This window comes from Bradyrhizobium sp. SZCCHNS1022, assembly GCF_032484835.1.
Taxonomy (GTDB): domain Bacteria; phylum Pseudomonadota; class Alphaproteobacteria; order Rhizobiales; family Xanthobacteraceae; genus Bradyrhizobium.
Map to the genome: position 1 here is coordinate 174,490 of NZ_JAUETT010000005.1, position 24,146 is coordinate 198,635.

Consider the following 24,146-nt stretch of genomic DNA (forward strand, 5'->3'; position numbering starts at 1 on the left):
ATTTCAATGATTCCGACAGCGACGCGCAGGATTCCAAACAGATGGACACCGATAAGATTGATATGACAATCCTAGCCGAACTAAGCACCAATGCGCGGATCAGTCAGACTGAACTCTCGAACCGAATGGGATTGTCCAGCACTGCGATCGCGCGTCGACAGCGCGCGCTGGAGGAGGAAGGATACATCACTGGATATCAGGCGATACTTGACCTGACTCGATTTGGTCTCAGCACCACGGTGCTGGTCAGGGTCACGCTCGACGGTCAAAGTGACGAGGCGCTGAATCTATTTGAAACTGGGGTCGTCAAATGCCCATCAGTGATCCGCTGCTTTCTGATGTCGGGGACCGATGACTATCTTCTCGTCGTCCTGGCTCGCGATATTGAAGACTTTGAACGAATCCACCGGACTGAACTGTCACGCCTGCCAGGTGTTTCACGAATCCAGTCAAATTTCGCATTGCGGGAGATCGTCAATCGTGCAATCCCGCCGACCATCTTTCGCGTAGCGGGGCGTTCCGTGCGCAGACAATCTGCAGAGCACGCTGGTCGCATGAAAGCAGAGCGATAAGATATATTGAGGACGCGAAAGCGCCGGCCGCCTGCGAACTGGTTCGAAAAGGGCGCGGAGAAAGCCGCGACCAAATCGGCGTCCGAGACGACGCAGGACGCGCGGGACCAGCGGCTCGGCTGATCGCTTCTCCGCTCAAGGCCGGCTCGCAGCGGACGACTTCCGTTATAGTCGCGCCGTATGGAACAGGACCGAATCGAAGCCCCGCCGCCCGCCGCCTCGGCTTTGACCTCCAAGGCTTTGGCGTCCAAGGCTTTGACATCCATGGCATTGAACTGTTGGCCGACGGCGCTGCTGCTGGTGGCAACGGTGCTGGCGGCCGCGGCACTGGGCGGCCTGGTCAGACCGGTTTTCATACTTGGCTGCGCAGCTGCCGGCTGGTTCGCTTGGCGGCGCAGCGCCGAGGCTCACGTCCAGTCGGCGGTCCTGCTGTTCGCCTTCGCGCCCTTCGTGCGGCGTCTCGTCGATCTGGCTGCAGGCTTTGACACCTCGGGCATCCTGCTGAGCGGCCCGCTGCTGTTCATCCTGGCGCCCGCGCCGAGCCTCATCTCCTCGCTGTCGGACAAGGACCGGCCGAGCAACCCATGGCTCGTGCCGCCGGCGATCATCCTCGGCTGCATCGTCTATGGCGCGGCCCTTTCGATGTTCCAGAACGACTGGTTCAACGCGGCCTACGGCGCGATCAAATGGAGCGCCCCCGTGCTCTACGCGGTGGCGCTCCAGCAGCGCGCGCGCTCCGACGGCGCGCTGCTGGAGGCCACGACACAGATCTTCCTGCTGGTTCTGCCGCTCACAGGCCTCTACGGCGTCTGGCAATATGTCGATCCGCAAGCGTGGGATCGGTACTGGATGGAAAATGCCACCATCACCTCGGCCGGCTATCCCCTGCCCTATATGGTGCGCGTGTTCAGCACCATGAACGGGCCCGCGAGTTACGCCACCTTCACCGCAACAGGCCTCTTGCTGGTGGGCTTCCTGCGACCGGGCTGGCAGTCGATCGCCGTGATGGCGCCCGCAGCCCTTGGCCTGCTGCTGTCGCTCTATCGGACGAGCTGGGTCACGCTGGCCGTAAGCGTGCTGTTCTGCATGATTTTCCCGGCGACGCGAAGCCGCGCGCTGTCGATCACGGTGGTGCTGGTTGGCGCGGTCGTCGCGGCCGTCGTGCTGACGCCGTTCGGCGAGGTCATCACCACGCGCCTGGAAACGCTGGGGAGCGTGTCGCAGGATTCGAGCGGCAACGAACGGCTGGACGAGTTCATCACCTTGTGGAATGCGCCCTACAGCATGGTGCTGGGCGCGGGCTTCACGATCACCGACGTCGGGGTCGCCGGCGCGATGCCGATCGATGGACAGATCATCGCGAGTTGGATCACGATGGGCATCCCGGTCGGCCTGATCTGTCTCGCCGCCTATGTCTGGGTTGCGCTCTGGGGCACTGGCGCGGCCTGGCGAATGCCGACGCGCGAGGGCGTTGTTCTCGGCGCGCTCGCCCTCAGCGCGCTGCTGATCCAGATGCCGCTGAGCGGCGTGGCATCGGGCGAGATCTCGGCACTGTTCTGGATGCTGGTCGCCATGGCCTGCCCGATCGATCAGATCGCCGGCGCACCGCCGACCATCGTTGCGGAACAACAACCGACCGGCGCCTAATCCGCCGCTACGACGCGCCGCGCCTATGTGCGCGAAGCCAAATTCGGCAGCACAGCCTCGGACATGATCGTCCTGATGACGCGCGCCTGCTCCATACCGGAGCGGTTGTAGTTGCCGCAGTGGATCACGGTGACGACGTCACGCGCCGGAACCACATAGAGGCGCTGGCCACCCCAGCCAATCCCACCGAACCAATGATCCGGTTGCGGCGGTGTGCCGACGCTCATATCGCCCATGTACCACTGATAGCCGTAGGAACGCCCGGCATCGATTTTCACCACAGGCGTCGTCACGCGCTTGATCCAGTCTGCCGGCACGACCCGGCGCCCGTTCCATTCGCCGCTCGCGAGCATCAGTTGCCCGATCTTCAAAAGATCCGGTGGCAGCAAGCGCAATCCCGAGGCGGCGATGGGATCGCCATGCCGGTCGCGATGCCACTCGAACGCGCCGAATTGCAGCGGATCGAACAGGACGCGCCGGCAATAGGTTGGCAGATCATCGCCGGTGCCCTTGGCGATCAGTCGCCCCAGCAATGCAGTTGCGCCGCCGCAATAGGTCCATTTCGTCCCGGGCTCGGTGACGATCGGCTGCTCGAGGATGTAGCGGAAGCGATCGGGCGCCGCATCCATCGCATCCTCGCTGTTGCCCGGTGTGCCATAGGGAATTGAGAGCTCGTCCCATTGCAGCCCGAGCGTCATGCTGAGCACGTTGTGGATCGTCAGCCGGTCGCGGCCCGGCTGACCGGCGAGATCGGCATATTCCGGGAACTGCTCATAGAGCTTGGCCTCCGGCGGCGGCACCTTGCCGTCCGCGAGCGCGATCCCATAGGCGAGGCCGACGATGCTCTTGGACACCGAGCGAAGGTCGTGCAGCACGTCGGGCGCAAAGGCGACCTCACCAAGCGGCCGGCCGCGGGCTTCGTCATTGCCCTTTTCATAATGCGCGAAGACGAGCTTGCCGCCCTGGTTCACCAGCAACGCATGCAGGCCGAACACGCGGCCACCCTGCTCGGCCTCGGCGAGGCGTTGCGCGATATCCGCCGATACTGGTTGTGCGTGGACGGAACGCGCTGCGATGAGGCCGCCACCAAGCGCGATCAGAAGACGACGGCGATTGAGACTGACCATGACGATTTTCCTCCGGCGAGCCGGCTGCATCCGGCCCGAACCATATCGTCTTTTGGCGCAATGCGGCGACAAATTGATGATATTAGCCTGTTAGGAACCCGCCTCCGGGAGACCTGAGGGACGCCCTCGTTTCAGGACTCCTTGCGCGCAACTTGGAACCGCAACGTTCCAAATCGCTTACAGGACCGATCAATCAGCCCCCTGCGAGGAGAGCCCTGATGACTGAACGCCGCGTCGCATGTTGCATCGTCGGCGGAGGTCCGGCCGGCATGATGGCCGGGCTGCTGCTCGCGCGCGCCGGCGTCTCCACGCTGGTGTTGGAGAAGCATGCCGATTTCCTGCGCGATTTTCGCGGCGACACGGTGCACCCGTCGACCTTGGAGATCCTCGACCAGCTCGGCCTCTACGACGCATTCCGCCAGCGGCCGCATACCGAGGTGACGCGGCTGCGCGGCCGCTTCGGCGATATCGAGGCAACCTTCGCCGACTTCACCCATCTGCCGACGCGCGCCAAATTCGTCGCGCTGATGCCGCAATGGGATTTCCTCGATTTCCTCGCCGCGCATGCGCGCAAGTACCCAGGCTTCGAGCTGCTGATGCAGGCCGACGCGACCGCGCTGCGCAGCGCCGACGGCAAGGTGATCGGGGTCGAGGCAAAGACGGCAGCGGGACCGCTGCAGGTCACGAGCGATCTCGTGCTCGGCTGCGATGGGCGTCATTCCATGGTGCGGCGGGAAACCCGATTGCCGGTCAAGGATATCGGCGCGCCGATGGACGTGCTGTGGTTCCGGCTGTCGCGCAAGCCCGGCGATCCGGACGATCTGGTCGGCAGCTTCGGCGCCGGCCATATCCTGGTGGGCATCAACCGCACCGAATATTGGCAATGCGGCCTGGTCATCGCCAAGGGCACGCTCGAGCAGATCAAGACGCGCGGGCTCGACACCATCCGCCGCGCCATCACCAACCTCGTGCCGTTCCTGGCCGATCGCACCCATGAGATCACGAGCTTCGACGATTTCCGCCTGCTGACGGTCGGCGTCGACCGCTTGACGACATGGCATCGTCCCGGTGTGCTCTGCATCGGCGACTCCGCGCATACGATGTCGCCGGTCGGCGGCGTCGGCATCAATCTCGCGATCCAGGACGCGGTGGCGGCGGCCAACCTGCTGGCGCGACCGCTCCGGGAGAGGCAGGTGAGCGAGGCCGATCTTGCCGCCGTGCAGGCACGGCGGCTGCGCCCGACACAGCTCGTGCAGGCGCTGCAGGTGCAGATCCAAAAGCGCGTCATCTCCGGCGTGCTTGGCAGCGCCCGGCAACCCGAGCCGCCGTTGCTGCTGCGCCTGGTCGCGCATTTTCCGGTGCTCGCCCGAATTCCGGCGCGCCTGATCGGCCTCGGCTATCGCAGGGAGCGGGTCCAGGAGAGCTGACGCGCCTGGGGATCACAACCCCAGAAACTTGAAAGGCTTGCTCTCCTTGAACTGATCGTTCGCGACGCCGGAAAACGTATTGGTCTGATTGGGCCCGAGGTCGAGCATCTTCACCTTGCCGGAGGCTTCCGAGAAATCGATCCTGCTCAGATCGACCCAGAAGACATTCGGCGTCAGGGCGGATTCGAAGAAATAGAGCTTGCGCTTGTGATCGGCCACCGTGCGCCAGCGGGTCGACGAGATGTTGGGCTCGTTAGGGGTGGTGATGCCGTACGGCACCGATGCGTTTCGGATCACGCTGAAGACGCTGGCGATCGCCTCGACGGGATTCTCCGTCTTGGGAATGGCGTTCACATAGAACGAGGCCCGCGCGAAGCGATCGGCAGCCCGGTTCGTGCCCGGCAGCATCACGGTGCCGCCGATCTGCTTCCAATATTCATTGAGCGCGAGCTGCTCGTCGAAGGTCGGCGAGTTGGTCATCACCTGATATTGACGGCCGTGATGGATGACCTGACGGCCGCCGATATATTCGACGATGGCGCTGTCGCCGCGGGCGTCCGACATCGACAGATGCAGCGTCGCCAGCCGGTCCTCACCCGGGACCATGTCGGTCACGATGGTGAACGGCTCCTTTGCGAGCGCGTCCACCGCTTCTTCGACCGTCGCAAAATTGTCGAGGACATATTGTGTCCACGCGGCGATCGAGAGCCCCGGCTTCGCGCCATCGTATTTCGGATAGGACGACTCCACCAGCCAGAGTACGTTGGCGACCAGGCCGGCCTCGTTCATCCCGTCAGTGGTCGAAATGTCGTAGGCCGAGGCGATGACGCTTCCATAGCGCGAGGTCCATTGCAGCGAATTGGGTCCCGCTTCGCCCGAGCGCTTCATGCCGCGCGGAAAGATCCACAGATTAGTCCCGATATCGCGCTTCCAGTCCATGGAGCGCGCGGTAATCACCTGATCGTCAGCTCCGAGATAGACCAGCCGCGTGCACGCATCTGCGGCAACGGCAAGGAGGTTGGCGGCGAGGACGATGGCCGCAGCTGCTGCGACGACATGGTGCCTGGAAGCGATCATGGCTTGCCCTCTTGCGCGCGCCGCTTCAATCACGGCACTTCAAGCTGTCCGGAACAATTCTACCCAGACCGCCTCGTACAAGCAAAGGTGGTAAGCGCTTCGCAGAAGCGATTGCGGAGCAGTCAAGATCCCGTAAAAACGTGCGCCGGGCCAGGACGGCCGGCCCCCTTGAAGGGATGGTCTCGGCTGAGTCAGATCGAAGGGCGTGACGGTGCGGCAACTCACCGCCCGACAAGCCCGCGTCGCGCCAGGCCGGCCAGGGCGCCGCGAAGGCTCGCCTCGCTCGTGATGGCACCGCAGGAGGAGCTGAACAGCTGCACCACCAGTCGGCGGCGCTGTTCGAAATCCGGCTCCAGGCGCACGAGCAGCAGCGCGTCCGCACGCGAGACGATCGTGACGCTGGTCCACCCCAGCCACTCCAGATGGAGGTGGACTCGCGACCCCGGCCGGTCGGTCGGATAGCCGCGCGAACAGACGAGTTGCGCCGAGGACAGCGACAGCGCCGCAACGCGGCATGGGCGCAGTTCGTCATCGGCCGCGAGCCAGCCGTCATCGCCGGCCGGAAACATCTCCTCGCCACGCGGCAGCTCGAAGCAGACCAGAAACGCGACGAAGGCGACGAGCATGGCGATGGCGGCCCACGGCAGGTTGAAGAAATCGATCGCCGAAATCTCGCTCGCCGCATAGGGCGAGACGAAGGCCCAGACGATGCTGGCCGCAGAGCTCGCCGCGATCAGCCCGAAGGTCGCGGCGAGCCTGCCGTGCACGCGCGGCCTGGAGCGGTCGCCGCCTTTGTCAGTGATCTTGAACGGCCGGCCGAACTGCTTGACGATCGAGCTGAGCAAGGTCGCGGTGATCGCAAAGCAGGTGACGGCATGGGTCGCCTCCATGAACAGCGGCAGTGTCCGCGACCGGGATACCCAGCCCATATAGATGATCTGCGCCAGCAGCGCCGGCACGCCGTAGCGCAGGAACGACAGATAGTCCGCCTCGAACGCCGGCAGGCCGGCGAACCAATAGATCGGCGGCGCGATCAGCAGCAGCACCATGAACGGCTTGCAGAACCAGTTGAGCACGCCGTGGAGGAATTGCCAGCGCTGGGTGAAGTTGTAACCGTGCCCGAGCAGTGGACCCGAGCGCAGAAGCGCGACCTGGAACCGCGGCGCCTACCTGGTCGAAGGATTGGCCCATTGTGGCGCCTGCCATACCCCGCGCAATGCGCTCGGCGCCGAGCGCACCGCCGCCACGTTTGCCGGGGGCGAAGCCGAGAACTGGGTCGCCTATGCCCTCAATGCGCAGTCGCCTGCGCCGGTGCCCTGGACCGCGGACGCGCTGTTCGACTACCTGCGCAACGGCTGGCAGAAAGACCACGGCGTTGCGCGCGGGCCGATGGCGGAGGTCGTCAACAATCTGTCCTCGGTCGACGCCGACGATGTCCGGGCCATTGCGATCTACATGGCCGGGGTCTTCGGACCGCCTTCGCCCTCGCGCATCCAAAATGCCGAGGTCGCGCGCACGGAAGCCGCGCAGCCGCGATCCGGCAACGCGCAAGCATCAAGCTCGACCTCCGCGCCGAATGCGACCACCCCGGACGATAAGGATGGCGCTGCCATCTACGCCGCGGCCTGTGCGAGTTGCCACGAGACCGCCCGCGCCCTGCCCTACGCCGGCGTCGACCTGCACCTGTCGACCGGGATCAGCGCCCCCGATCCGCGCAACGTCGCCAACACCATCCTCTATGGCTTGCCGGCGCGGGACGGCGAACGCAGTCCGATCATGCCCGCGTTCGCAGCGAGCATGACCGATACACAGATAGGCTCACTGCTCGCCTATCTGCGCGCACGCTTCAGCAAGCAGCCCGCCTGGAGCAATGTCGGTCAAACCATTGCCATGGCGCGGGAAGCGCAGGCCGCATTTCTGCAGACCGCGGCAGAGCCGCCGAACATCACAATCCACGTGCCGCCGCGAGGCCAGCCATGATGACATTGAAGATCAACGGCCGGGATCACCAGATCGACGCCGAGCCGGACACGCCGCTGCTCTACGTGCTGCGCGACGACCTCGAGCTCAACGCCGCCAAATATGGCTGCGGGCTCGGCCAATGCGGCGCCTGCACCGTGATGGTCAACGGCAACGCGGTGTTCTCCTGCGTCACCCCGATCCTGCTCCTGAAAGACAAAGAGGTGACCACGCTGGAAGGATTGGGCACCGTCGAGAAGCCGTCGCCGATCCAGCGCGCCTTCATGGAGGAGCAGGCGGCACAATGCGGCTACTGCATCGCCGGCATGATGATGCGGGCGCAGGCGCTGCTGCAGCGTCATCCAAATCCGAGCGATCAGGAGATCCGCGCCGAGCTGGCCCCGCCTCTGTGCCGCTGCGGCACCCACATGCGGATCCTGCGCGCAGTGCTTCGCGCCGCGGAGATGATGACCCGGGCCGAAACCACGGATCATGGAGGCACGCTATGACCGCCGCCTTCACCGTCGATCGCCGGCAAGTGCTGCTGGGCGGCGGCGCGCTGCTCGTCAGCTTCTCGCTGCGCGGCGCCGCAGCGCAGGAAGGAGCCGCGACGCCGAAGCGCCCGGGCAGCCTCGCGACCGCCCCCTATCTCGATTCCTGGATCAGGATCGATGCTGACGGCCACATCACCGTATTCACCGGCAAGGCCGAGCTCGGCCAGGGCATCAAGACCGCGCTGCAACAGATCGCGGCCGAAGAGCTGGATGTGCCGTTCGAAAGCATCAATCTCGTCACCGCCGATACCAAGCTGACTGCCAACGAGGGTTACACCGCGGGCAGCCATTCGATGCAGGATAGCGGCACCGCCATTCGCAATGCGGCAGCACAAGTCCGCGAACTCCTGATCGCGCAGGCGGCAGAACGTCTGAACCGGCCGGCCGACGGTCTGCGCGCCGAGAACGGCGCCGTGGTCGCCACCGACGGCACGCGGCTCGGCTATGGCGAACTGGTCGCGCCCGAGATGCTGCACGTCGAGGCGCAGACGACTTCGAAACTCAAGGACCCCGCAAGCTTCAAAGTGATGGGTCAGCCGGTCCCGCGCGTGGACATCCCCGCCAAGGTGACCGGTGGCGCGGCCTATGTGCAGGACATGCGACTGCCCGGGATGCTGCATGCGCGCATCGTGCGGCCGCCGAGCTACGGCGCAGAGCTGAGGGACGTGGACACGGCGTCGGTCGAGAAACTGGCCGGCGTCGTCACGGTGATCCGCAACGGCAATTTCCTGGCCGTGATCGCAGAGAAGGAATTCCAGGCGATCAAGGCGATGCTGGCGCTCGCCGCCGCGGCCAAATGGCAGGAGCACGCGCAACTGCCGACCGACCGCGGCGTGCGGGAGTTGCTGACCAGCCTGCCGTCGCAGGATTCGACCATCCTCGATGTCAGCGATCCCCAGGCCATCGGCCGGCGCTCGATCGAAGCGAGCTACACACGGCCGTACCAATCCCATGGATCGATCGGCCCGTCATGCGCGGTGGCGCAATTCAGCGACGGCGCGATGACGATATGGACCCATACGCAAGGGGTCTATCCCGACCGCCGGGCCATCGCGGAGATGCTGAACCTCGGACCCGACAGCCTTCGCGTGATCCATGTCGAGGGCTCCGGCTGTTACGGCCATAATGGCGCGGATGATGCTGCGGCTGACGCCGCTCTGATCGCGAGCCTGCTGCCGGGACGCCCGATCCGGGTACAATGGATGCGCGAACAGGAGCATGCGTGGGAGCCGTTCGGACCAGCCATGCTCACACAGGTGAAGGCATCGCTCGATGCCGACGGACGTGTTGCGGACTGGCATTTCGAGGTGTGGAGCAACACGCATTCGACGCGTCCGGGCACCGCCGGCACGCTCCTCGCCGCGCGCCACAAGGAGCACCCGTTCGCAGAGCCCGCGCCAAAGCCCCTGCCCTTGCCGGAGGGCGGCGGCGATCGCAACGCGATCCCGATCTATGCGTTTCCGAATGCCAAGGTGGTGCACCACTTCATCAGCCAGATGCCGCTGCGGATCTCGGCGATGCGCTCGCTCGGGGCCTATCACAACGTCTTCTCGATCGAGAGCTTCATGGACGAGCTGGCTGTCATTACGGACAAGGATCCGATCGAATTTCGGCTGGCGCATTTGCAGGATCAGCGGGCACGCGACGTGGTGCAGAAGGCCGCGGAGGGATTCGGCTGGGCCAAAGATCAAAAACCACCGTCCGGCCGCGGCTATGGCTTTGCCTTCGCCCGCTACAAGAACCTCGCCGCCTATTGCGCGATCGCCTCCGAGGTCGAGGTCAATCGGGACACGGGCCGCGCGCGCCTGGTGCGCGCGGTTGCCGCCGTCGATGCCGGCCAGATCGTCAATCCCAACGGGCTGATCAACCAGGTCGAAGGCGCGATCGTGCAATCCTCGAGCTGGACCCTGTATGAGAGTGTCACCTTCGACGAGACCAGGATCACCAGCATCGATTGGCAGACCTATCCCATTCTGCGCTTCAACGCGGTGCCTGAGAGCATCGAGGTTCATCTCATCGACAGGCCGGGTCTGCCGTTCCTCGGCGCCGGCGAAACCGCACAAGGCCCCGCGGCCGCCTCGATCGCGAATGGCATTGCCAACGCCATCGGCAAGCGTTTGCGCGATCTGCCGCTGACCCGGCAGCGCATCCGGGCGGCCATCGAGGCCTGAGCTTGCAAAGCGCCGCGCCGGAACAGTTATCGGCAGACGCCGTTGCCGCTTGCGGCAGCGGTCCGGCCGTCAGCCGCAGGTCCAGACGGCGCCGATCGGCGTACGTGTCCAGCAAGGGCCGAAACTGCCGCCGTTGTAGTGCCCGCGGTAGAAGCCAGGGCGACCGAAATAGTGCCACTCGCCATTATAGAGGTAATAGCGCGGCGTCGGGTCGATGTACCAATGGCGGCGTTTGGAATTAGGCGGCTGGCGCATCGCCTCCTTTTGCGCATAGAGCGGAAGGCTGTTGTTCACCGGCTGATGGTAGCCGGGCAGGAAGCCATAGCCGTGCCAGCGTTGCGCGCGCTTATGCGCAGGCGCGGCGAAGGCAAGCGCCGGCAGCAAGAGAACGAGGAGTCCAGTGGAGACCGACAGGATGCGCGACATGCGCGCATCATAGACAGGCAGCGGCTCGAAAGCGATTCAAATCGAAAAGCGCTTCGACCGGAGAAACAAATCGAAATGAAATTGGCAGCGACGACGGAAGTTGTTGCCAAGTTGTCGCTATGTGTCCGCCCAGACAAGCAAGAGCTACGCAAGCAGGAGAATTGTTCAGTAGGCGTGCCGGTGGCGCCGGTGAGCCCGCAGCGGCCTGACCGGAGGCGGGGTGAAATAGGGATTGAGCACGCACATCGCCGCCCGTCCGGACGCCGAAGCCTGGCACTGCGGCAGCGAGGCGTAGCTGCAATCGATCCATTCGCCGCCGCCGAACGGCCCGTCATAGACCTTCATGCACACGGGCACGCGAGGATCGTAGGTCTGGGCTTTGGCCGGAATGGACAGGGCGGCGGCACACACGAGAAGGCTCCAAACCAGAACACGCATTGGATTCTCCGAATTAGCGGTCGTCGCCGGATAAGCCGGCAAGATCGGCTCGGCACTTTGCTTTGAATCAAGAAATATCATGAAACGCTCGGTGTTCTTGCCTGAGAACCGCCGAAGCGATTGTTGAGCTGTATCAATACACGGCGAGAGCAGGAAGGCAGAATCTAATTAATCGTGATCAAATCAGGATTGTCGCCATGATCGAACCGAAGATTGTATTGATGATGGTGCTGATGGGACTTCTCCTGCTGTCGCTGCATGCTCCGGAGCATCCCTTGCGGACTTTGCCGGTCCGATTGCATGGCCGACGTGGTCGCAATCGCACTGCTATTCGGCGTCCGCGGTCCGATCGCCCCTGAAGCCCATCGCCAGCACGTAGCGCTCGGAGGAATCCTGGCGGCTCGCCGCCGGCTTGATGTGGCGCACATTTGAAAAATCGCGCTTGAGCTGCGCGAGAAGGTCGGCATCGGCGCCACTCTGGAAAGTCTTGGCGAGGAAGGTACCGCCGGGCTTCAGCACCTCGCCGGCGAAATGCGCCGCGAGTTCGACGAGACCAACGATGCGGAGCTGATCGGTCTTGCGATGGCCGGTGGTATTGGCGGCCATGTCCGACATCACGACATCGGCGCGGCCCCCGAGCATCGCGACGAGCTTCTCCGGCGCATCATTGGCGTGGAAGTCGAGCTGGGTGAAGGTGACGCCGGGGATTTCGCCCATCTCCAACAGATCGATGGCGATCACCCTGCCCTTGCCTGCGTCGGCGCCGACACGCTTTGCTGCGATCTGGCTCCAGCCACCGGGCGCCGCGCCGAGGTCGACCACGGTCATGCCGGACTTGAGCAGATGATATTTGTCGTCAATCTCGATCAGCTTATAGGCCGCGCGTGAGCGATACCCCTCGCGCTTGGCCTGTGCGACATAGGGATCGTTGAGCTGGCGTTCCAGCCAGAGCTTTGAGGACAGCTTGCGCTTGCCCCCGGTCTTGACCTGCACATGCATGCGGCCGGTGGTGTCTTTTGCCATGGTCCAAAAGTCCGATGTATGGGCCTCATGGTTCGAGACGCGCGGCCTTGCCGCGCCCTCACCATGAGGGTCAAAAAATCCTGCCGCGCGTTCAGCCCTTATCCTGAGAAGCACCGTGAAACGATACATCTAGATAGGTCGGCAGCGGAGAGCTCGCACAACGAACAGAGCTTCCGCTGGCTCACGCGCAAATCGGTTCGCAATTTGCCGAGGCGCATGCGCCCCGGAATGACGCCTACGCCGTCCGCAACGCGCCGTCCTCGCGCATCATTTCGACTAGCATGCCCTCGCGCAGACCGCGATCGGCGACCCGCAGCCGCGGCAGCGGGAACGCCTGCCGGATCGCGTCCAGGATCGCACAGCCCGCGAGCACGAGATCGGCGCGGTCGACGCTGATGCAGTTGTTGTCGGCGCGCTGCTGGTAGGTCATGGATAGCAGCCGCGCGATCGTCGTCGTGATCTCGGCGTCGTTGATCCAGATGCCATCGACACGTCGGCGGTCGTAGCGCGGCAGATTGAGGTGGATGCCGGCAAGCGTGGTCACGGTGCCGGAGGTGCCGAGCAGATGCATGCCGGCGAGATCTGAACCGTGCTCGGCGGCAAAGGGCGCGATGTGCTGCTCGACCGCCTCCACCATCGCCGCGTAGATCTCGGGTGTCACGTCCTTGCCGCCGAACCGCTCGGCCAGGGTCACAACGCCGAGCGGGATCGACATCCAGGCCTTGATCTCGGGTTCCGCATCCCGGTCCGCCGGATCACGCTGGATCCGCACCAGCTCGCTGGAACCGCCGCCGATGTCGAACAGGATGGCGCCACGCCCGGTCGGGTCCAGCAGCGGTGCGCAGCCTTTCACGGCCAGGGCCGCCTCGGTCTGCCGGTCGATCACCTCGAGCTGGATACCCGTCTCGGCCGCAACCCGGTCGCGGAACCGGTCGGCGTTGGCGGCCGCGCGGCAGGCTTCGGTCGCGATCAGCCGCAGGCGCCTCGCCTTGCGCGACTGGATCTTGTCCCGACAGATGCTGAGCGCAGCGATGGCGCGCTCCATCGCCGGTTCGCTGATACAGCCGGTGGTCGAGATTCCCTCGCCCAACCGGACAATGCGTGAAAACGAGTCGACCACGCGAAAACTATCGCCCGACGGGCAGGCGATCAGGAGCCTGCAATTGTTGGTTCCGAGATCCAGGGCCGCGTAGACGCTTCCCGCACCATGGGTGGAGGCGCAACCTACCGCGGCCGGGTCCAGTCCCGGAGCAAACTCAGGCTCGATGTTCCCGCGCGGCGCGAGGCTTTCCTGCAGCCGCGTGTCATTGATCATTCATTGTCTTTCCGCCGGCCAGACGGCCGACATGGAATTTCGCTTTCCTGAAACATTAGCAGTGCATAGCCCCTGTGCAACAGTCCCGAACGAGCCCATCGCCTGGACGTTACGAACCATTCCTAATCGGGCGTTGTCGGGGGAAAGGGGGCGGACTATCTGGGACAGCACGCAGTCTTCGCGATCGTCCAGCCTTTTGGGTTCAATTCCATGCAAGATTTCACCTCCCCGGCCGCCCTCGAAAACGCCATGGCGCTGCAGAAATTCGGCGTCGGGCAGCCGGTGCGCCGCAAAGAGGACGACACACTGGTTCGCGGCCAGGGCAAATATACCGACGATGTCAACCTGCCCGGCCAAGTCTACGCCTGGATCGTCCGTTCGAGCCACGCCCATGGCCTGATCAAGGGGATCGACAGCACGACGGCCAGGGCCATGCCGGGCGTGCTCGGGATCTGGACCGGCGCTGACCTTGCGGCCGCCAATTACGGGCCCTTCACCTGCGGCCTGCCGCTCAAAAACCGGGACGGCACCCCGCTCAAGCAGACCAACCGCACGGCGCTGCCGACCGACAAGGTGCGCTTCGTCGGCGATCCCGTGGCTTTCGTGGTCGCCGAGACCATGAACCAGGCCCGCGATGCCGCCGAGGCGGTCGAGGTCGACATCGAGCCCCTGCCCGCGGTCACCAATGCCGAGGAGGCAACCCGACCCGGCGCGCCCCAACTCTACGACCACATCCCGAACAATGTGGCGTTGGATTATCATTATGGCGACACCGCCAAGATCGAGGAGGCCTTCGCCAAGGCCGCCCATGTCACCAAGCTCGACATCGTCAACACCCGCGTCGCGGTGGTGCCGATGGAGCCGCGGGTTGCACTCGCCTCGTTCGACAAGGAAAACGAGCGTTACACGCTCCAGGTCCCGACGCAGGGCGTCTCCGGCAACAAACTGATGCTGGCCAAGATCCTGAATGTCGCCCCGGAGAAGGTGCGCATTCTCACCGGCAATGTCGGCGGCTCCTTCGGGATGAAGAACGTCGGCTATCCCGAATATGTCTGCATCCTGCATGCGGCCAAGGAACTCGGCCGTCCCGTGAAATGGCGCGACGAGCGCTCCGGCAGCTTCCTGTCCGACAGCCACGGCCGCGACCAGATCATCCATGGCGAGCTCGCGCTCGACGCCGAGGGCCATTTCCTGGCGGTGCGGCTGTCCGGCTACGGCAATCTCGGCGCCTATATCACGGGGGTCGCCCCGAGCCCGCTGTCGCTGAACACCGGCAAGAACCTCGCCAGCGTCTATCGCACGCCGCTGTTGTCGGTCGACATCAAGACCGTGCTCACCAATATGACGCTGATGGGCGCCTATCGCGGCGCCGGCCGGCCCGAGGCGAACTATTTCATGGAGCGGCTGATCGATACTGCCGCGGACGAGATGGGCATCGACCGGCTGGCCCTGCGCAAGCGCAACTTCATCAAGCCGAACCAGATGCCGTTTCCGGCCGCTTCCGGCGTGACCTACGACTCGGGCGATTTCGCCGCGGTGTTCCAGAAGGCGATCCAGCTGTCCGATTTCGACAACTTCAACAAGCGCAAGCGCGAGAGCCGCAAGAACGGCAAGCTGCGCGGCATCGCCGTCGGCTCCTATCTCGAGGTCACCGCGCCGCCATCCGGCGAGCTCGGCAAGATCACCTTCGACGCCGATGGCGGCGTGACGCTCACCACCGGCACGCTGGATTACGGCCAGGGCCACGCCACGCCGTTCGCGCAGGTGCTCTCGGGCCAGCTCGGCGTCCCCTTCGAGAAGATCCGGCTGGAGCAGAGCGACTCCGATCTGGTCCGCTTCGGCAACGGCACTGGCGGCTCACGGTCGATCACCGCGACCGGACAGGCGATCGTCGAGGCTTCGCAGCTCGTGATCGCCAAGGGCAAGCAGGCGGCCGCGCATCTGCTCGAGGCGTCCGAGGCCGACATCGAATTCGCCGACGGCCGCTTCACCATCGCCGGCACCGACCGCACCATCGATATCATGGAGCTGGCGCAGCGGATGCGCGAGGGCAAGACGCCGGACGGCGTGCCAGCCTCGCTCGACGTCGATCACGCCACCACCAGCACGGAATCGGCGTTCCCGAACGGCTGCCATGTCGCCGAGGTCGAGGTCGATCCTGACACCGGCGTGGTGCAGGTGGTCGCCTATACCGGCGTCAACGACTTCGGCACGGTCGTAAATCCGATGATCGTCGCCGGCCAGCTCCATGGCGGGGTCGCGCAAGGCATCGGCCAGGCGCTGATGGAGCATGTGCGCTATGACGAGAGCGGCCAGCCGATCACGGGCTCGCTGATGGACTACGCCCTGCCGCGCGCCTCCGACATTCCGATGATGGCGGTCGGCGATCATCCGGTGCCGGCCAAGACCAATCCGCTGGGCACCAAGGGCTGCGGCGAAGCCGGCTGCGCCGGCTCACTCTCGACCGTGGTCAATGCCGTGATCGATGCGCTGTCCGAGTATGGGGTCAAGCATCTCGACATGCCCTTGACGGCCGAGAAGGTCTGGCGCGCGATCCAGGACGGAAAGGCAAGCAAGGCGGCTTGACTGTTCGGCGCGAGATGAAAGGCGCGCCGCGGCCGCCCATCATCAAGTGTCATCGCCCGCGAAGGCGGGCGATCCAGTATTCCAGAGACGATCGTGATTCACCGAGAAGCCACGGCGTACTGGATGCCCGCCTACGCGGGCATGACGAATTTTTGTGTAGAGCTGGCGTGCGTAGCCGCTTCAATTACGCCGCGGCCTGCTCGCGCGGCCGGTAGATCGCGACATGGTGGCAATGCGCGAGCGGTGTCGTGCCGTTCGCGATCACCAGCGCATCGAGCTCGACGAAGCGGTGGCCCTTCTTCTCATAATTCGCGGTCACTTTCGCGCGCGCCGTGATCTCATCGTCTTCGAAGAAGGCCGACAGCAGCTGCATGCGGCTGCCGACGTGAATCCAGGGCCCGAGGATCACATTGTCGACCAATAGGCGATTCATCACCCGCTGCAGCATGCCGGGATGGCCGAGACGGCTTTCGGCATAGATCGGCTCACGCTCACGGATCTCCCGAAGATAAGCCGCGGCCGCCGGCCCGGGCCACGCCCGCGCCGCCGTGCCGAGCCAGCTTCCTTCCGCGAAAGTATCAGCGCCGACCGGCTTGCGCCTGGCCACCGCACCGACATCTTTGTAGTCGGCCAGGGCCACCAGGGGCGCCGTGGACGGCAGCGAGGCCGCGCCGGTGGCGCAAACCTCGCCACGGCTGCGAACCTCGAGCGCGAGCGCACCATCGCTCTCGCTCGCCCGGACCTCGGCGATTTCGCCGTCATAGACCGGCTTGACGAAGCGCGCCTCGATCAGCCCCCGCTCCAGAAACTCGCGTCCCCATCGCGCAACCGGCATGTGCACCATATAGGCCATCACCTCGACGCCCGGGACCAGTCCGCCGGTGAAGCCGAAGCGCCGCGCCACGGTATCGTCATGCATCTTGTTCTCGGACTGCTTGGCCGTGTTGTAGGCCTCGATACGATAGGTCTCGAGCCGGCTCCCCATCCGCGTTTCCCCTGTTTTGTCGTTGTCTGCGCGCGATCGTAGCGGCTCGAAATGCGCCGGCCAAGCCGCTCCTTTGGCTCGCAATTCCCCATGCGATGGGGTACCACCCGTGGCGCCCCACGCCACCGGAAGACGGCCAAATTGAACCCGACCCGCATCTATGTCGACGCTGACGCCTGCCCTGTGAAGGACGAAATCTATCGCGTCGCGATCAGGCACGGCGTACCCGTCAGCGTGGTGGCCGGTGGCTTCATCCGGGTGCCGCAAGACTCCCTGATCGAGCGCGTCGCCGCGGGTTCCGGGATGGATGCGGCCGACGATTGGATTGCGGAACGGTCGGGCCGAGGCGACATCGTCGTCACCTGGGACATTCCGTTGGCAAGCCGCTGCGTCAAGACCGGAGCCGAGGTGATTGCGCCGAACGGCAAGCCGTTCAGCGAGGACTCGATCGGCATGGCACTCGCCATGCGCAACCTGATGACCGATCTGCGCTCGTCAGGCGAGGTGACCGACGGCCCGAAATCGTTCACGCCGCGCGATCGCTCCGCGTTCCTGTCGGCGCTCGATCAGACCATCCGCCGTCTCCAGCGCCAGCGCGCAGAGCAGTCCACACTGCAGCAGAAGTAGAATTTTAGAGCGACGTTCATGGCGCCCCCACTAATTCAACTCAAGGACATCAAGCTGACCTTCGGCGGCACGCCGCTGCTCTCGGGTGTCGAGCTCTCGGTCTCGCCTGGCGAGCGCGTCTGCCTGATCGGCCGCAACGGCTCCGGCAAGTCGACCTTGCTGAAGATTGCGGCCGGCCTGGTCGAGGCGGACAGCGGCACGCGTTTTGTTCAACCGGGAGCCACGGTGCGCTACCTGCCCCAGGAGCCGGATTTTTCCGGCCATGCCACCACGCTCGCCTATGTCGAAGCCGGCCTCGGGCCCGGCGACGATTCCTACCAGGCGCGCTATCTGGTCGAACAGCTCGGGCTGACCGGGCAGGAAGATCCGGCGCATCTGTCGGGCGGCGAGGCGCGGCGCGCGGCGATCGCACGGGTGCTGGCGCCCTCGCCCGACATCCTGCTGCTGGACGAGCCGACCAACCATCTCGATCTGCCGGTCATCGAATGGCTGGAGAACGAGCTCGACGGCCGGCGCTGCGCGCTGGTCCTGATCAGCCATGACCGCCGGTTCCTGACCAACCTGTCGCGCGCGACCGCCTGGCTCGACCGCGGCCAGATCAAGCAGATCGACCGTGGCTTCGCCGCGTTCGAAGCCTGGCGCGACGAGGTGCTGGCCGAAGAAGAGCGCGAACAGCACAAGCTCGACCGCAAGATCGTCAACGAGGAGCACTGGCTGCGCCATGGCGTCTCCGGCCGGCGCAAGCGCAACGTCAAGCGGCTCGCCAATCTGCATGCGCTGCGCCAGCAGCGCCGCGACTATCGCGGCACCGCTGGTGCCGCCAACCTCGCGGCAGCGGAAGCCGACAAGTCCGGCAAGCTGGTGATCGAAGCCAAAGGCGTCAGCAAGGCCTTTGGCGAGCGCAAGATCGTCGACAATTTCTCCATCCGCATCCAGCGCGGCGATCGCGTCGGCATCATCGGCCCGAACGGCGCCGGCAAGACCACGCTGGTCAATCTGCTGACCGGCGGCGACACGCCGGACAGCGGCAGCGTGCGGCTCGGCGTCAATCTCGAAACGGCGACGCTCGATCAGCATCGAGAAAGCCTCGATCCGAAAACCACCCTTGCGGAGGCGTTGACCGGCGGGCGCGGCGACCATGTCATGGTGGGCGGCAAGCCCAAGCATGTCGTCGGCTACATGGAAGACTTCCTGTTCGCGCGCGAGCAGATGCGCACCCCGCTGGAGGTGCTCTCGGGCGGCGAGCGCGGCCGGCTGATGCTGGCGCGCGCGCTGGCCAAACCCTCGAACCTGCTGGTGCTGGACGAGCCGACCAACGATCTCGATCTCGAAACCCTCGACGTGCTCGAGGACATGCTCGGCGATTACGAAGGCACGGTGATCCTGATCAGCCATGACCGCGATTTCCTCGATCGCGTCGTCACCTCGGTGATCGTGCCGGAGGGCGACGGCAAATGGATCGAATATGCCGGCGGCTACAGCGACATGCTGGCGCAGCGCGGCGCCGATCTGAAGCGGGAGACGCCGAAGGCCGCAGTGCAGGACGACAAGAAGGAAGCCAAAGCTTCCACGGCGCCGTCCAGCGCACCGAAACGCAAGCTCTCCTTCAACGAGAAGCACGCGCTGGAGACACTGCCGAAGACGATCGCCAAGCTGCAAGCCGAGATCGCGAAGCAGCAGACGATCCTTGCCGACCCCGAACTCTACACCAAGGACCGCAAGAAATTCGAAGCAGCGTCTGTCGCCGCCGCCGCCGCCCAGGCCGAGCTCACCGCCGCCGAAGACCGCTGGCTTGAGCTGGAAATGCTGCGCGAGGAGATCGAGGGCGCGTGAGGGCGACAGTGCCACTCTTAGCCGTCATTTGCGAGCGAAGCTCCTTGTCCGCCATAGCCCAAAGGGCGACGGCGGAAGCAATCCAGAGCTACCCCCAACACTCTGGACTGCTTCGTCGCTATCGCTCCTCGCAATGACGAACAAATAACAACGGAGTAAACACATGACTACGCCGCTCGCCGCCAAGATCGCACGTGAATACGGCACCCCCTGCGCCGTCATCGACATGGACAGGGTCGAGCGCAACATCGCCCGCGTGCAGGCGCAATGCGAGGCGGCCGGAGTTGCCAATCGCCCGCACATCAAGACGCACAAGAGTCCTGTGCTGGCGAAGCTGCAGATCGCGGCCGGCGCGCAAGGCATTACCTGCCAGAAGATCGGCGAGGCCGAGATCATGGCAGGCGCCGGTATCGACAACATCCTGATCAGCTACAACCTGATCGGCGAGGAGAAAATGGCGCGGCTGGCGGCGTTGCAGGCCAAGGCCGACATGACCGTCGCCGCCGACAATGCGACCGTGATCGAAGGCCTGCCGCAGGCCGCGAAGCAATCGGGACGCACGCTCTCGGTCGTGGTCGAATGCGACACCGGCCGCAAGCGCGCCGGCGTCGAGACGCCCGCAGAAGCGATTGCACTTGCCAGGCAGATCGCCGCCTCGGAAGGCCTGCGCTTCGCCGGCTTCATGCTGTATCCGACCGAGAGCGGCTGGGACGAGGCGCAAAAATTCTACAACGAGGCGCTCGCCGGCGTGCGCGCCGAAGGCCTGGATGCTGCGATCGTCTCGACTGGCGGCTCGCCCAACCTGAAGAACCTCGGCAAGCTCAATGGCGCGACCGAGCACCGGCCCGGCACCTACATCTACAACGATCGCATGCAGGTCGCAGCCGGCGTCGCGAGCTGGGATGACTGCGCGCTGCACATCTATTCCACCGTGGTCAGCCGCGCCGCTCCCGAGCGCGGCATCCTCGATGCCGGCTCCAAGACGCTGACCACGGATACCGGCGGGCTCGACGGCCACGGCCTGATCCTGGAGCATCCGGAAGCGAAGATCGCCCGCTTCGCCGAGGAGCACGGCTTCCTCGATCTGTCCCGCAGCAACACCAGGCCGAATGTCGGCGACGTCGTCCGCATCGTGCCCAACCATGTTTGCGTGGTCGTCAACATGATGGACGAGGTGGTGATGGTGCGGGGCGAGGAGATCCTGGGCACGCTGCCGGTCGCGGCGCGCGGGAAGTTGCGGTAGGGCGAAACTCTCGCCATCGTCATTGAAGGGTGCGCACGCTGCGCTTTGCGCGCCCCTACGATCTCAATTATCATTCCGGGGCAGCCCGTAGGGCTGAACCAGGAATCCATAACCAAGGTCCGGGGTTATAGATTCCGGGCTCGACGCTTGCGCGTCGCCCCGGAATGACACTGAGTTTGTGGCTACAGGCCCAGCCACCTCATCACGCCCTTCCCCGCGGCCACGCCGGTCGCAAACGAGGCCTGCAACAAATAGCCGCCGGTCGGCGCCTCCCAATCCAGCATCTCGCCGCAAGCGAACACGCCGGGCAATCGCTTGATCATGTAGTCGGCGTCGAACTCGTCGCGCGCGATGCCGCCAGCCGTCGAGATTGCGCGGGCTAGCCCGGCCGTGCCGGTGAGCTTGAGCGGCAGGCCATTGATCAAGGTCGCGAGTTGCTCCGGCGACGCGGACGACAGAGCGAGGCCAGAGGTCTTCGCCACCTCCTGCACCAAACTGATCGCGAGCGGCGAGAGTTGCAGCGCCTTGCGCAGGAAGTTGGAGAAGGATTGCTTGCCGCGTGGTGCCTTCAGCCGTTCCATCAAGTTCCCGGCCGCAAGATCTGGCCGCAGCGCGATCAGCAATCTTGCTTCGCCTTCAGAGGCGATGGCTTCGCGCAGTTCGGCCGAGAGCGCATAGACCGCGCCGCCCTCGATTCCGTCGCGGGTGACGACCGCCTCGCCGCGCACCGTGCGCGAGCCGAGGCTCAAGGCGATGCCCTTCAGCGGCTGGCCCTCGAAGCGGTCGCGGAAGATATCCGACCAGCCGACGGTGAAGCCGCAATTGGCCGGGCGCAACGGCGTGATGGCGACGCCCTTTGCCGCGAGGATCGACACCCAGCCGCCATCCGAGCCGAGCCGTGGCCAGCTCGCACCGCCGAGCGCGAGCACCGTGGCCTCGGCCGCAATCGCGCGCGTCCCGGCCGGCGTTTGGAACGTGAGCCGTCCCTCGCCGTCCCAGCCGGTCCAACGGTTCCGCAATTCAAAGCGCACGCCCTGCGCGGCGAGCCGGCGCAGCCAGGCGCGCAGCAGCGGCGAGGCTTTGAAACTCTGCGGAAACACCCGACCCGAGGAGCCGACGAAGGTCGGCTCGCCGAGCGCCTCGCACCAGTGACGCAGCCGCTCCGGCGGAAAGGCGCGGATCGCCGCTTCGAGAAACGGCGCCGCCTCGCGGTAACGCGACAAGAATGTCGTCAGCTCTTCGCTATGCGTGAGATTGAGCCCACCGCGGCCGGCCATCAGGAATTTGCGCGCGACTGACGGCATGGCGTCGTAGACGGTGACGGCGGCACCGCTCTCGGCCAGCACCTCGGCGGCCATCAGCCCGGCCGGGCCGGCCCCGATGATGGCGATGTGTTTTGTCAGCGAGGACATCGCGCGAGCAGCGATCCGACGAAGCCGTATCCGCAAAAGAGGTCGTCATTCCGGGGCAGCCCGCAGGGCTGAGCCCGGAATCCATACGCCCGATCGTCGTTATGGATTCCAGGCTCGCGTCTTCGACGCGCCCCGAAATGACAGCTCAACTTAGAGCTTGATCCCAGCCCTTGCCGCGGCCTGCGCCACATATTTCTGCGTCTGCTCGAATGCGCCCTGCAGCGCCCTCGCCTTCGACATGTCGCTGATTTCGGCAAAATGCGCCGCGATCGCGTCCGGCGTCCATTCCGACTGCGGCAAGTTGATGCCCTCAGTTTCGAGGATCTTGATCACTGCGAAGGAGCCGGCGCCCGCCCCCATGATGGTCCTGGTCGGTGCGTCCTCGCTGAGGAGATATTCTACCGCCGGCGTGATCGACTCTGGCTTCATCAGCGCCAGCGCCTGCGGCGGCAGCAGCTCTTCGGTCATGCGCGTCGCCGCGGTCGGCGAGATCGTGTTGACGCGAATGTTGTTCTTGCGGCCCTCTTCCGCCAGCACGTTCATCAGCCCGACCATGCCGGCCTTGGCGGCCCCGTAATTGGCCTGGCCGAAATTGCCGAACAGACCGGACGACGATGTCGTCAGCACGATGCGGCCGTAGTTGCGGTCGCGCATGCCGGCCCAGACCGCCTTGCAGCAGTAGAATGAGCCGACCAGATGCACATCGAGCACCTTGGCAAAATCGGCAACCTCCATCTTGCCGAACGACTTGTCGCGCAGGATACCGGCATTGGCGCAGAGCAGGTCGACGCTGCCCCACTCCTTGGTGGCACGCTCGACCATCGCGGTGACCTGCTCGAAATTGGAGACGTCGGCGCCGTCGGCCATCGCCGTGCCGCCGGCTTTGCGGATCTCCTCGACCACGGTCTCCGCCGGGCTCAGCGAGCCCCCGGTCCCGTCGCGCGCGCCGCCGAAATCGTTGACCACGACCTTGGCGCCGCGGCTGGCGAGCCCCAGCGCATGGGCGCGGCCGAGACCATTGCCGGCGCCGGTGACGATGGCGACGCGTCCGTCGAATCTGATTGCCATGTTCGCTTCCTACATCTTGTTGTCAGGTCACGCCTGGGCAAATGCGCGAAGCGCGTCTTCGTGCGAAATGCCCTGGGCGTCCATCAGAAAACTGATCAGTCTTTCATCAGTGATGAATTGCCAGGTCAAGCGTTTAGCAGACGCGCTTCGCGCTTTAGCCCGGCAATGGCAGAGGGGTTTAGGTCAGATAGATCAGGCCGATCCAGTCGGCGACCAACGCCGGCTTATCCTCGCCCTCGATCTCGACCGACACATTGGTCAGCGACTGCAACTCCTTCGGCCGACGCAGCTCGGCCTTCGCCAGCGTGAAGCGCCCCCGCACGCGCTTGCCCGATTTGACCGGCGAGATGAAGCGCAGCTTGTCGAAACCGTAATTGACGCCCATCGCCGTGCCCTCGACCGCCGGCATCACCTCGTAGGACATCACGCTGAGCAGCGACATGGTGAGAAAGCCGTGTGCGATGGTGGTGCCGAACGGCGTCGCCTTGGCCTTCTCGGGATCGACATGGATGAACTGATGGTCCTCGCACACGTCGGCATAAGCGTCGATGCGCTTCTGATCGATCAGGTGCCAGGACGACACGCCGATCTCCCGCCCGACCAGGGCTTGATACGATTCGAGAGAAATCGGCGGCTTCTTCCAGATTTGATTCATT

General features: G+C 64.9%; 21 protein-coding genes. 10 read left to right on the top strand and 11 right to left on the bottom strand.

What is annotated here, in order from left to right:
• The first annotated feature begins 41 nt into the window (after positions 1-41).
• The gene (locus tag QX071_RS26215; RefSeq protein ID WP_315705478.1) at positions 42-572 is read left to right on the top strand and encodes an Lrp/AsnC family transcriptional regulator; all 531 of its coding nucleotides are present in this window, start codon (positions 42-44) and stop codon (positions 570-572) included.
• A gap of 264 nt (positions 573-836) precedes the next feature.
• Positions 837-2,219, top strand: coding sequence for an O-antigen ligase domain-containing protein (locus QX071_RS26220; RefSeq protein WP_315705317.1), 1,383 nt, complete (start codon positions 837-839; stop codon positions 2,217-2,219).
• Positions 2,220-2,242: 23 nt separating this feature from the next.
• On the opposite strand, the gene QX071_RS26225 is transcribed toward QX071_RS26220, so the two are convergent.
• A complete protein-coding gene (locus QX071_RS26225; protein WP_315705316.1) occupies positions 2,243-3,346 on the bottom strand; it encodes a serine hydrolase in 1,104 nt (367 codons plus the stop codon).
• 218 nt (positions 3,347-3,564) lie between these two features.
• Here QX071_RS26225 and QX071_RS26230 point away from each other — a divergent pair, with 218 nt between their 5' ends.
• Entirely contained in the window at positions 3,565-4,773 is a 1,209-nt protein-coding gene (locus QX071_RS26230; RefSeq protein ID WP_315705315.1) for an FAD-dependent oxidoreductase, read from the top strand.
• Between the two features lie 12 nt (positions 4,774-4,785).
• Here the strand turns inward: QX071_RS26230 and QX071_RS26235 are convergent, their stop codons facing one another.
• Both QX071_RS26235 and QX071_RS26240 read right to left on the bottom strand, forming a co-directional pair.
• Positions 4,786-5,850, bottom strand: coding sequence for a linear amide C-N hydrolase (locus QX071_RS26235; RefSeq protein WP_315705314.1), 1,065 nt, complete (start codon positions 5,848-5,850; stop codon positions 4,786-4,788).
• A gap of 221 nt (positions 5,851-6,071) precedes the next feature.
• Positions 6,072-6,926, bottom strand: coding sequence for a hypothetical protein (locus QX071_RS26240; protein ID WP_315705313.1), 855 nt, complete (start codon positions 6,924-6,926; stop codon positions 6,072-6,074).
• 106 nt (positions 6,927-7,032) lie between these two features.
• Between QX071_RS26240 and QX071_RS26245 the strand changes: the two genes are divergently transcribed.
• The 3 genes from QX071_RS26245 to QX071_RS26255 are packed head-to-tail and all read left to right on the top strand — an operon-like array spanning position 7,033 to position 10,534.
• Positions 7,033-7,830 (top strand): cytochrome c, encoded by a 798-nt coding sequence (locus QX071_RS26245; RefSeq protein WP_315705312.1) that lies wholly within the window; start codon positions 7,033-7,035, stop codon positions 7,828-7,830.
• Complete coding sequence (locus QX071_RS26250; RefSeq protein ID WP_315705311.1) at positions 7,827-8,318, top strand: (2Fe-2S)-binding protein; 492 nt, start codon at positions 7,827-7,829, stop codon at positions 8,316-8,318. The genes QX071_RS26245 and QX071_RS26250 overlap by 4 nt, the downstream gene beginning before the upstream one ends.
• Positions 8,315-10,534: a xanthine dehydrogenase family protein molybdopterin-binding subunit gene (locus QX071_RS26255; protein WP_315728651.1), complete on the top strand. Its 2,220-nt coding sequence runs from the start codon at positions 8,315-8,317 to the stop codon at positions 10,532-10,534. Before QX071_RS26250 ends, QX071_RS26255 begins: the two co-directional genes overlap by 4 nt.
• A gap of 69 nt (positions 10,535-10,603) precedes the next feature.
• Here QX071_RS26255 and QX071_RS26260 read toward each other — a convergent pair whose 3' ends face one another.
• From QX071_RS26260 to QX071_RS26275, 4 genes are all read right to left on the bottom strand, one after another.
• A complete protein-coding gene (locus QX071_RS26260) occupies positions 10,604-10,960 on the bottom strand; it encodes a hypothetical protein (protein WP_315705309.1) in 357 nt (118 codons plus the stop codon).
• Between the two features lie 165 nt (positions 10,961-11,125).
• Positions 11,126-11,398: a DUF3551 domain-containing protein gene (locus tag QX071_RS26265; RefSeq protein ID WP_315705308.1), complete on the bottom strand. Its 273-nt coding sequence runs from the start codon at positions 11,396-11,398 to the stop codon at positions 11,126-11,128.
• Positions 11,399-11,725: 327 nt separating this feature from the next.
• Positions 11,726-12,421 (bottom strand): RlmE family RNA methyltransferase, encoded by a 696-nt coding sequence (locus tag QX071_RS26270; RefSeq protein ID WP_315705307.1) that lies wholly within the window; start codon positions 12,419-12,421, stop codon positions 11,726-11,728.
• A gap of 235 nt (positions 12,422-12,656) precedes the next feature.
• Positions 12,657-13,736 carry a Ppx/GppA phosphatase family protein gene (locus QX071_RS26275; protein ID WP_315705306.1) on the bottom strand — a complete coding sequence of 360 codons (1,080 nt, stop codon included), beginning with the start codon at positions 13,734-13,736 and terminating at the stop codon, positions 12,657-12,659.
• A gap of 210 nt (positions 13,737-13,946) precedes the next feature.
• On the opposite strand from QX071_RS26275, the gene QX071_RS26280 reads away from it, so the two are divergent.
• A complete protein-coding gene (locus QX071_RS26280; RefSeq protein ID WP_315705305.1) occupies positions 13,947-16,322 on the top strand; it encodes a xanthine dehydrogenase family protein molybdopterin-binding subunit in 2,376 nt (791 codons plus the stop codon).
• Positions 16,323-16,506: 184 nt separating this feature from the next.
• Here QX071_RS26280 and QX071_RS26285 read toward each other — a convergent pair whose 3' ends face one another.
• The gene (locus QX071_RS26285) at positions 16,507-17,307 is read right to left on the bottom strand and encodes a hypothetical protein (protein ID WP_315705304.1); all 801 of its coding nucleotides are present in this window, start codon (positions 17,305-17,307) and stop codon (positions 16,507-16,509) included.
• A gap of 90 nt (positions 17,308-17,397) precedes the next feature.
• Between QX071_RS26285 and QX071_RS26290 the strand changes: the two genes are divergently transcribed.
• The 3 genes from QX071_RS26290 to QX071_RS26300 all read left to right on the top strand — a co-directional run bounded on the left by QX071_RS26290 (position 17,398) and on the right by QX071_RS26300 (position 21,010).
• On the top strand, positions 17,398-17,934 hold the full coding sequence (locus QX071_RS26290; RefSeq protein ID WP_315705303.1) for a YaiI/YqxD family protein: 537 nt from the start codon (positions 17,398-17,400) through the stop codon (positions 17,932-17,934).
• An 18-nt stretch (positions 17,935-17,952) separates the two neighbouring features.
• Positions 17,953-19,767 carry an ABC-F family ATP-binding cassette domain-containing protein gene (locus QX071_RS26295; RefSeq protein WP_315705302.1) on the top strand — a complete coding sequence of 605 codons (1,815 nt, stop codon included), beginning with the start codon at positions 17,953-17,955 and terminating at the stop codon, positions 19,765-19,767.
• Between the two features lie 163 nt (positions 19,768-19,930).
• Positions 19,931-21,010, top strand: a complete 1,080-nt coding sequence (locus tag QX071_RS26300; RefSeq protein ID WP_315705301.1) for a D-TA family PLP-dependent enzyme — start codon at positions 19,931-19,933, stop codon at positions 21,008-21,010.
• A gap of 182 nt (positions 21,011-21,192) precedes the next feature.
• On the opposite strand, the gene QX071_RS26305 is transcribed toward QX071_RS26300, so the two are convergent.
• The 3 genes from QX071_RS26305 to QX071_RS26315 all read right to left on the bottom strand — a co-directional run bounded on the left by QX071_RS26305 (position 21,193) and on the right by QX071_RS26315 (position 24,145).
• Positions 21,193-22,422 carry a TIGR03862 family flavoprotein gene (locus QX071_RS26305; protein WP_315705300.1) on the bottom strand — a complete coding sequence of 410 codons (1,230 nt, stop codon included), beginning with the start codon at positions 22,420-22,422 and terminating at the stop codon, positions 21,193-21,195.
• A gap of 150 nt (positions 22,423-22,572) precedes the next feature.
• The gene (locus QX071_RS26310; RefSeq protein WP_315705299.1) at positions 22,573-23,490 is read right to left on the bottom strand and encodes an SDR family NAD(P)-dependent oxidoreductase; all 918 of its coding nucleotides are present in this window, start codon (positions 23,488-23,490) and stop codon (positions 22,573-22,575) included.
• Between the two features lie 178 nt (positions 23,491-23,668).
• Positions 23,669-24,145, bottom strand: coding sequence for a MaoC family dehydratase (locus QX071_RS26315; RefSeq protein ID WP_315705298.1), 477 nt, complete (start codon positions 24,143-24,145; stop codon positions 23,669-23,671).
• Position 24,146: the final 1 nt, after the last annotated feature.